The 211-nt window shown below is 54.0% G+C and carries 1 tRNA gene and 1 rRNA gene; both read right to left on the reverse strand.

Annotation, left to right across the window (positions count from 1 at the left end):
• Window positions 1-2: 2 nt before the first annotated feature.
• Window positions 3-78 (reverse strand) — tRNA-Thr (locus tag ACW5W7_RS21400).
• Between the two features lie 47 nt (window positions 79-125).
• Window positions 126-211 (reverse strand): 5S ribosomal RNA (gene rrf, locus ACW5W7_RS21405); the annotation flags it as partial.

Genomic DNA, 211 nt, shown 5'->3' on the forward strand with positions numbered 1-211 from the left:
AATGGTGCTGATACCCAGAATCGAACTGGGGACCTCATCCTTACCAAGGATGCGCTCTACCGACTGAGCCATATCAGCACACTAACCGGTAAAGACCACGCTCATCGCGCAATCTTGAAATGGGTGCCTGGCAGTGTCCTACTCTCGCATGGCGAATGCCACACTACCATCGGCGCTACCGCGTTTCACTTCTGAGTTCGGCATGGGATCA

This window comes from Aeromonas intestinalis (assembly GCF_054052485.1).